This is a genomic window from Kluyvera georgiana ATCC 51603, assembly GCF_001654985.1.
GTDB lineage: Bacteria > Pseudomonadota > Gammaproteobacteria > Enterobacterales > Enterobacteriaceae > Kluyvera > Kluyvera georgiana.
Window position 1 is genome coordinate 76,038 of record NZ_LXEU01000038.1, and the last position, 8,907, is coordinate 84,944.

An 8,907-nucleotide genomic window follows, 5' to 3' on the forward strand; every position below is an offset into this window, starting at 1 on the left:
GATGTTAATCAATTAAGCAATTTAATAACATTGTTTTCTCTCTCAGCGTATGAGATGTTCAAGTTCATCACCATTTGCAAAAAAATTGAGCGCTAATCATCTCCTGTTATTTGTGGTAATTATTATTAATGCGGCAATGGAGAGTAAAATGAATAATGAAACGCTGATAATGAAGTTGCGTGAGCTGCTGGTGTTGCTGATGCAGAGCCGCTCGCTGGCCGAGAAATCCGCCGATGCGATTCGCTACTGCCGCGAACAGATGGTTGAGAAAACGTTGCCGGTCAATATTTATGGTGAATATCGTGAGATAATTGAACATCTGAGTGAACTGGCTGAAGAAAATAATCATATCGCCCCGGATGATCTGTTACGCAGCGGCGGCGATTTACTATTAAGCATCCTGTTATTATATGATCGCCTGGCGGGTGAGTTAGCGGTTGATCAATATTTGAATCAGAACGGCGTACATTATTTCTAGCCAATAAAACGGGCCAGCGGTGAGGCTATCGCCGCTGGCGGATTATTAACGGTGATAGAAAATTTCACCGTCGTAAATCTTGCTGATTTTGCCGTCGGTATCACCGATCTGCACATAGTTACCGCCCATATACGTCCAGCGGGTACCGGCATCCGGCGCAGGCAGATTACGCTGCTGCCACTGCTTGATGTTGTACTCCGGCGTCAGGTACATCGCGGGAGCGTTATCGCCAATTTTGAATCGCGTGAAATCGGCGGTGAACTCTTTCAACTCATACTGCTTGATGCCGGTGGCCGGAGCCGCCCATGCCGCACCTGCCGTTGCCAACAGTACGCCCAGAAGCATCATTTTTGTTTTACGCATACTATCCCCACATTATCCTGGATATAAAATTGCAGCTCCGTATGATTCCTGATGCGCGGGCTGAATGGCAAGCGCTGCTTTCTTAAAAAGTGTAAGCAAACAGCGGTGATGCGCGTTTTGAGGATTATTCTGTGAGGAGCCAACATGTTCAGGCTGGAAGATTTATCACTGTTCGTCCGCGCGGCGGCGCTTGGCAGTTTTAGCGAAGCAGCGCGAGAGGCTGGCATCCCGCCCGCGCAGGTTAGCTCGGCCATCAAGCGTCTGGAGACGGCGCTCAATATTCGCCTTTTTGCCCGCTCGACGCGCAGCTTACGGCTGACGGTGGAAGGTGAAACCTGGCTACCGTACGCTCTGCAAATGCTGGATGCGCTGCAAAACGGGCTACAGCAAATCAATACGCCGAATGATGAAGTCAGCGGCACGCTGCAAATTGCCGTGCCGTCCGATCTCGGGCGTAATCTTCTGCTGAATGTTTTCCGTGAGTTCCGCACGCGTCACCCGGCGCTGCGGCTGCGGATTTTGTTTTCCGATCATCGCACCGATGTCTTTAAAGATCCGGTAGACGTGGCATTCCGCTACGGTGAAAACGACGATGCGTCGTTCGTCTCGCTGCCCGTCGCCCCGGAGAACCGCCGGGTGCTGGTGGCATCACCCGACTGGATTGCCCGCCACGGCGAACCGCAAACGCTCGCCGACCTTGAACGCTGCAATGCACTAACCTACGTGCTGCGCGGACGCCCCTTCGACCGCTGGCCCCTCAGTCTCGACGGGGTAGAACACAGCGTGCAGGTTTCTGGCAATATCACCAGCGATGACGCGGAGGTGATCCGCCGTCTGGCGGTAGCCGGCGAGGGGATTGCGTTTAAATCGGGGCTGGATGTCAGCGACGATCTGCGAGAGGGGCGGCTTAAGGTGCTGCTGCCGCACTATCAGGGCGACAGAGTGCCGCTGAATATGATCTGCCCGCACCGCAAACAGCTCTCTGCCGCGGTGCGGTTACTGTATGAGGCGGTGAAAGCGGAGTGTGCGGCGAAGCAGCCATAGCCGCCGTTGCGCTGGACGCCTCGTCAGATTCGCCCGCACTGCCAGCCGCTTTCTGCGCGGTGCGGGTTGTCGGTATCAGACGGTGTTCGCCGTCATTGCGCCGTCGGTTTTAGCAGTCCGCCCGTCGATTTATTATTTTCTAAATATTGATGCTGAAAAATACACATACGTATCGTGTTGCGGTATTCGCCGTTAACGAAGAATTCATGTATTAACTCGCCTTCCTGGATAAAACCAAGCTTACGATAAATATGAATAGCCTTGTCGTTCTCTTTATCCACGATAAGGTAGAGCTTATAGAGATTCAGGACGGTAAAACCGTAATCCATGGCCAGCTTAGCGGCGCGTGTCGCCAGGCCTTTGCCCTGATATTCCGGTGAGATGATAATCTGAAACTCAGCTCGTCGATGAATATGGTTTATTTCAACCAGCTCCACCAGACCGGCATTATTGCCATTATACGAAATAACAAACCGGCGTTCGCTCTGATCGTGGATGTGTTTATCGTAAAGATCGCTTAGTTCAACAAAGGCTTCATAAGGTTCTTCGAACCAATAGCGCATCACGCTCGCGTTATTATCGAGTTGGTGCACAAAGCGCAAATCTTCGCGTTCAAGGGGTCTTAGCTTAATGTCTGATTGTTCTGGCATAATATTTTCAGCCTCTTTGTAAACTGAAAATATATTATCTATTTGTGGTGGGCGTCATCAAGATTTGAAAAAAATTACAATTAATTCAGGGTGATAGTTCTGCTCTCTATCAGACGAGCGTGTCTGGCACGCTCATCTGATGGGGATTGAGAGGTTAGTGCTTCACCAGCGTCGCAAAGTAATATACCAGCGGCACCGCCAGCACCCACAGTCCGATGGGAATCTCGCGCCATTTACCGGCAATCGCTTTGATCACGATATAAAACAGCAGGCCACCGGCAATCCCGGTACCGAAGCTGTTAGCAATCAGCGTGATCATCACCATCATCAGCACCGGCAGACCGTCGGTGAAGTTCGCCAGATCGACCTTGCGCAGGCCGCTGAACATATTCAGGCCAATCAGAATCAGTGCCGGCGCGGTGGCTTCTTTCGGGATCATCAGCGCCACCGGGGTGAACAGCAGCATCAGCAGGAACATTACCGCCGCGGCCAGCGCCGTCAGGCCGGTTTTGCCTCCGGCTTCTGCGGCGGCTGATGATTCAATCAGCGCGGTGGCCGCCGGGATGCCCAGCCATGGCCCGACCGCGGCGGCAATCGAGTCGACCATAAACGGACGATTGATATGCGGCATATTGCCCTCTTCATCCAGCAGCCCGGCTTCACCGCCGACCGCCAGGGTGGTGCCCATGGTGGAGAAGAACTCGGAAGCGAAGAAGACAAACAGGAACGGCAGGAAGGCGATATTGAGCGCCCCCAGCATATCAATCTGTCCTGGCACGGGCGTCAGTGAATGCGGCACATCGATAAAGTGGTTTGGCAAACGGGTGACGCCTGCCGGAATACCCACCAGCGTGGCAAATAAAATGGCCCACAGAATGGCGCCTGGAATACGGCGCGCCTGCAGAGCGATGGCCAGAAATAGCCCGAACAGTGCGACCAGCGCGCCAGGGGCCAGGAAATCGCCCAACATTAACGCGTTCGTTTTGGCGTTTGCCAGCACCAATCCCGCATTGCGGAACCCCAGCACCGCGACAAACAGGCCAATAGAGGCGGTTAATCCGAGTTTTATCGACTGCGGTACCGAGCGGGTGACGACTTCGCGCAGGCCGAATTTGGTCAGCAGGAAAAAGAGGATCCCCGACCAGCAGGCAATACCTAAACCAATCGGCCAGCCGATGTTTTCACTGCCCGCGAGCGTCACGCCCACCAGCACCGACCCGCCAATACCTGGGCCGACGATAAACGGCAGGTTGGCATAGAACGCCATCAGCAGCGTGCCGCCGACGAACACCAGAATGGTCCCCGTGGTGGCCGCGCCTTTATCCATTCCACCTACCGCCAGCAGGCCTGGAATGACCACTAAAAGATAGGCGGCGGCCAGAAAGCCGGTGATGCCCGCCAGACATTCGGTACGCAGCGAACTGCCGCGCGAGTGAAGCGCAAAGCGCCGTTCCAACCAGCTCCCGGAGGTGGTGGAGTTAAGGGTGTTATCGGCCATGATGTGGCGCTCCCATGATTATTGTTGTGCTGTGTGTTGTGATGAAATAACCGGGTCGACAATCTGTCGCGTCGTGCCGTCGGTCAGCCCTAAATCGGTTAAATGTGGCCCGGCGTTACAAGCAAGACAGGTGCCTTCAATCGCCTTAAAGACCCGATACGGCGGCTCCCAGTCGGCAACCTTCGCGCTGAGATCGCGCAGACTGCGGAATTCCGCGGCCAGCTCGTCGGCGGGTTTGTCAGAAAGCATCCCGGCAATTGGCATCGCCACGTGGGCCAGAATGCCGCCGTTTTGCGCCAGCGCCATGCCGCCGCCCGAGGCGATCAGCTGATTGGCCGCCAGGGCCATATCTTCGGGGTGACGGCCCAGCACCACCAGGTTGTGCGAGTCGTGCGAGTAGCTGGTGGCGATAGCGCCGCGCAGTTCGCCCCAGCCTTCCAGCAGGGCAATCTGCGGCGTGGCGGCATGGCGGCCATGGCGATGCTTAACCCAAATCAGGCTAAATCCGTCGGGAATCTGCACCTGGCCGTCACGGATCTCGACGTCCACTTCACCCCATTGGGTAAAGCGCGCGCCGCGGATGTGGCGAAGCCGCGCGACACCGTGTTGGATGCGGCCAACCCGCAGCGCGAAGTCATCGGCGCTGAGCGGATCCAGGTGCAGCGTATTGCGCGGCGGCGTCACGCCAGGGGCCGGGGGAATCGCTGCCAGCAGCTTGCCGTTGCGGGCGATTTGTTTCCCGGCGACGTAGACCGCGCGGGCAGAGAGTTTATCCAGCGAATCAAAGACCACCAGATCCGCGCGGCGACCGGCGGCAATCAGCCCCAGATCGTTTCGCTGCAGACGAATGGCGGCGTTCAGCGTGGCGAAACGCAGAACGTCGGTGGCCCTCAGTCCGTGCTCAATTAGTAAATTGAGCAGGGCGATGATGCCGCCTTTTTCCAGCAGCATATCCGGCGGCACGTCGTCGGTGCAGACCGTAATCTGCGAAGAGAGATGCGGCAGCGTTTGCAATGCTTTGACGATATCCGGCAGCAGGTAAGGGTGGGAACCCCGAATTTCGAGCGTCAGCCCGGCGCGCAGCTTTTCCAGCGTATCGTCAGCGGAGGTCAGTTCATGGTCTGAGGTGACGCCTGCGGCCAGATAGGCTTGCAAATCGGCGCCGCTCAGCCCACGAGCATGGCCTTCAATCAGTTTGCCGCTGTCCAGCCCCGCCTGCACAATCTCCTGCATGCGGCAGCTGCCGTGCAGCACGCCGTGCATATCCATCACTTCCGCCACGCCGCGCACTTCCGGCCAGCCGAGCATGGTGTTCATTTCCGCGCCGGCGAATTCGGCCCCCGACATTTCCAGACCCGGCGTCGACGGGACGCTGGACGGCGCGGCAACCATTACCTGTAATGGCAGATGACGGCTCGCCTCCACGGCGTAGCGCACGCCCGCCACGCCCAGCACGTTAGCAAGCTCGTGGGGATCCCAGAAGACGGCGGTAGTTCCCTGCGCCAGCACTATTTCAGCATAGCGTTCCGGCGGCAGATGTGAGCTTTCGAGATGGACATGGGTGTCCATCAGCCCGGGAGAGAGAAATTCGCCGGGCAGGGAGTGGCGTTCAAGGGCGTCGCTGCGGCTACCGCGCGGGTGGACGCTGGCAATCATGTCGCCGACGATACCCACGTCGGCTTCACGAATTTCGCCGGTCGCCATATCGACGACGTAAGCATCGGTGAGCAGCAGGTCGAACGGAACTTCACCACGAGCGGCCTGAACGGCGCGGCGGCGGTTTTCAGCATTGCTGGACATAACATCTCCGGCACAGGGATAATGTGCGCTACTTTAGGGGCAGAGCAAACGGTTGCCCAGATGAAAAAACTAATCACCTGATAACTTCGGCTTATTCTGCGTGATCGTCACGAGTGAAGCACAACATGACCGAACCCTGGCAGCGATTGCCCGCGCTCTCGCTTAAACAACTGCAGTATTTTGTCACGCTGGCCCAACTGCGTCACTTTACGGACACCGCGAATCGTTTGGCCATTAGCCAACCGGCGCTCAGCAGCGCCCTGCGACAGACGGAAGCGGTGCTTGGCGGCAAGCTGGTGAATCGTACCGCTTCAGCGGTGACGTTAACCGAGCTGGGGGCGGCGATACTTCCCCATGCCCAGCGGGTGCTGAGCGTTGCGCAGATGGCATTTCAGGATATGCAGCAAATTGTTGAGGCGGGCGGCGATGGAACGGTGCGCATCGGCCTTGTGCCGTCCGTCAGTTCGCTGCTGTTTCCGCTGCTGCCGAACGCGCTGGCGCAGGCGTTTCCACGGCTGCGGGTTGAGTTCCACGATCGCACCAACGATGCCCTGGTTGGTGACCTGCAAAGCGGGCAAATTGATTTTGGCATCGGCGCTATCGACAGCTCGCTGCCGGCTGATTTGCAGCTCTTCCCGCTGCGTGAAGATCCTCTGGTGGCGGTTTTGCATAGGGATGACCCGCTTGCCGGGCAGCCACATTTACCGTGGAAACTGCTGGCCGGGCGCGATATTGCGGTATTCTCAAAGGGTAACGTGCAGCGCCTGGTCGGGGCATTGGTTGAAAGCCAGCGGCTGACGTTGAATACGCGTTATCAGGTGGACTATATCGAAACGCTGTACGGGCTGGTGCGCTCGCAGCTGGCGGTGGCGATTTTGCCGCAGCTCTACACCACTCACCTTGAAGATCCAACGCTGCGGGTCGCGCAGCTTCAGCAACCTGCGCTGACGCGTACGGTGGCGTTAATGCGCGGGCTGCAGACGCTGCCGCCGCTAATTGAATCCTGCTTTACGCTGCTGCTCAAAGCGCTGCGCGGGAGCGCCGCCGAGTAGCGTAATAGAAGAAGGGAGGCGTTTGCCTCCCTGTATCCATCGTTATTGTTTGACGGTCAGCATGCCGTTTTCGCGGCCATGCGTCTTATTCCACGATGCGCCTTCAATGCCGTCGGCATTCATGCTGACGGAAATAATATATCCCGCTCCGCGAATTTCATAAAAATTGGCGTTAATACGCTTCACAACGGCTTTTTTGCCATTAACTGTCGCCGAGAAGAAACCGTTCGACAGCGTTGCTTTTAGCACATTAGAAGAGAGCGTCGCTTCACGCATGGGATCGGCAACGTGCGCCGCCTGAGCGTGTTGTTCCGCGTCGCGAGTGCGAGTCGCGTTGGCTGCGTTGGCATACGCCGCGGTCATGGCGGCGTTGTTGATACCCTGCTGTCTATTTTGCTCAGATAAATAGCATGTATCTTTAGAAATACCCTGCGCTTCACATTCAGCCATCCGCTGTGCCGGGCTTGAACAGCCCGCCAAAATAGCTGAGCCGGTCATTACAGCTAACAGTATCAATTTTGCTTTCATCATTAACCTTGCTTTTTATAAAGTTCAGAACGCAACCTGAATATATGTGTAACGTTCCTGGTATCATTATTGGGACGTTAATAATAAATTATTATCAGGTTGTGAATGTTATGAGTGATAACAGTCGTTCTCTATTACTGATATTGCGTTGCTACACACTACGGCACCAAATGCTCCCGTTGCTACCAGCGCAAGGGAAACAATAGCGTAAGCAATAATAAGTTTTCTCATTGACTATCAATCACTAAGGCAAGTAAAAGCTTGCCGCTTTCTTTGTAACGCGAAGCAACTATCCAGTAAGTTGACTATATTAATATTGATTAAGATCATGTTTTTTGTTGATAGATTCAGGCGGTGAATGGAGTTGAGTTTAAATGTTATTTATTAATAAATTCATATTGTTAGCGATGCTCATCCTACCATTTGTTGATAAGGATTATTCCTATGGAAAATAGTTTTTATGATCTGAGATTGAAGCGAGTCTGATGATTTTCTTTGTTTTTTTATTATTCCGTTCGTCGCGGGTTTAATTATGGCTATCTGCTTTTTTATTTCGTATGAAAGAAAGTTATGACTATCTTTTTTTATACGCCGCACGCGTGTTAATTAAAGTTTAACGATTATTAGATATAACCTTTCTCTTTGTGTTGTTATTTGTCGCGCGGGAAGAGGCTTGCTTAAGCGAGAAACTTCCCTTACGCTTGCAAAAAAGCGGCCACGCCGCTAAACGACTCGGGGTGCCCTTCCTGGTGAAGGCTGAGAAATACCCGTACCACCTGATCTGGATAATGCCAGCGTAGGGAAGTCAGAGACCGCCTGGTCATTGCTTCTTCGCGTTATGGCAGGAGCAAACCATGCACGTTGACCTGCTAAACCCCGCGCAATCCGCGCGCACCGCCCAACTTCTCCATCAGCACGCCCCTCTTGTTCACTGTATGACTAACGATGTCGTGCAGACTTTTACCGCTAACGTCTTGTTGGCCCTTGGTGCCTCGCCCGCGATGGTGATTGATGCCGGGGAAGCCGCGCAGTTTTCCGCCATAGCCAGTGCGGTATTGATAAACATCGGTACCTTAACCCAGCCGCGTGCGCAGGCGATGCGTGCGGCGGTGGAAAGCGCGAATGCGGCGAAGACACCCTGGACGCTCGATCCGGTTGCCGTTGGCACACTGACGCTGCGCAGTGAATTCTGCCGCGGCTTACTGCAATTACACCCGGCGGCGATTCGCGGCAATGCCTCTGAAATTCTGGCGCTGGCGGGTGAGAGCCGCGGCGGGCGCGGAGTCGATACCACCGATACGGCCGCAACGGCGCTACCGGCTGCACAGAAGCTGGCGCGAGAAAGCGGCGCGATTGTGGCGGTGACCGGCGAGGTGGATTACATCACCGATGGTCAGCAAACGCTGGCGGTACAGGGCGGAGATCCGTTGATGACGCGGGTGGTTGGCACCGGCTGCGCGCTGTCGGCGGTGGTGGCGGCCAGCTGCGCGCTGC

The 8,907-nt window shown here is 55.4% G+C and carries 9 protein-coding genes and 1 riboswitch; of the genes, 4 read left to right on the forward strand and 5 right to left on the reverse strand.

From position 1 onward, the window contains the following. Window positions 1-148: 148 nt before the first annotated feature. Window positions 149-478: a hypothetical protein gene (locus M989_RS08335; protein WP_064544203.1), complete on the forward strand. Its 330-nt coding sequence runs from the start codon at window positions 149-151 to the stop codon at window positions 476-478. Between the two features lie 45 nt (window positions 479-523). On the opposite strand, the gene M989_RS08340 is transcribed toward M989_RS08335, so the two are convergent. Beyond that, window positions 524-841 carry an RcnB family protein gene (locus tag M989_RS08340; protein WP_064544205.1) on the reverse strand — a complete coding sequence of 106 codons (318 nt, stop codon included), beginning with the start codon at window positions 839-841 and terminating at the stop codon, window positions 524-526. Between the two features lie 144 nt (window positions 842-985). On the opposite strand from M989_RS08340, the gene M989_RS08345 reads away from it, so the two are divergent. Then, entirely contained in the window at window positions 986-1,885 is a 900-nt protein-coding gene (locus tag M989_RS08345) for a LysR family transcriptional regulator (protein ID WP_064544207.1), read from the forward strand. Between the two features lie 92 nt (window positions 1,886-1,977). Here the strand turns inward: M989_RS08345 and speG are convergent, their stop codons facing one another. The 3 genes from speG to M989_RS08360 all read right to left on the reverse strand — a co-directional run bounded on the left by speG (window position 1,978) and on the right by M989_RS08360 (window position 5,833). Further along, the gene (gene speG, locus M989_RS08350; protein WP_064544209.1) at window positions 1,978-2,535 is read right to left on the reverse strand and encodes a spermidine N1-acetyltransferase; all 558 of its coding nucleotides are present in this window, start codon (window positions 2,533-2,535) and stop codon (window positions 1,978-1,980) included. A 154-nt stretch (window positions 2,536-2,689) separates the two neighbouring features. Beyond that, window positions 2,690-4,033, reverse strand: a complete 1,344-nt coding sequence (locus tag M989_RS08355; protein ID WP_064544211.1) for an NCS2 family permease — start codon at window positions 4,031-4,033, stop codon at window positions 2,690-2,692. Between the two features lie 18 nt (window positions 4,034-4,051). Then, on the reverse strand, window positions 4,052-5,833 hold the full coding sequence (locus tag M989_RS08360; RefSeq protein ID WP_064544214.1) for an adenine deaminase: 1,782 nt from the start codon (window positions 5,831-5,833) through the stop codon (window positions 4,052-4,054). 125 nt (window positions 5,834-5,958) lie between these two features. Here M989_RS08360 and M989_RS08365 point away from each other — a divergent pair, with 125 nt between their 5' ends. After that, window positions 5,959-6,885, forward strand: a complete 927-nt coding sequence (locus M989_RS08365; protein WP_064544219.1) for a LysR family transcriptional regulator — start codon at window positions 5,959-5,961, stop codon at window positions 6,883-6,885. Window positions 6,886-6,927: 42 nt separating this feature from the next. On the opposite strand, the gene M989_RS08370 is transcribed toward M989_RS08365, so the two are convergent. Beyond that, window positions 6,928-7,401, reverse strand: coding sequence for a hypothetical protein (locus M989_RS08370; protein WP_425337839.1), 474 nt, complete (start codon window positions 7,399-7,401; stop codon window positions 6,928-6,930). Between the two features lie 735 nt (window positions 7,402-8,136). Beyond that, a riboswitch (TPP riboswitch) is annotated at window positions 8,137-8,233 on the forward strand. Between the two features lie 34 nt (window positions 8,234-8,267). Here M989_RS08370 and thiM point away from each other — a divergent pair. Continuing rightward, on the forward strand, window positions 8,268-8,907 hold a 640-nt coding region (gene thiM, locus M989_RS08375), incomplete at its 3' end, for a hydroxyethylthiazole kinase (RefSeq protein WP_064544221.1).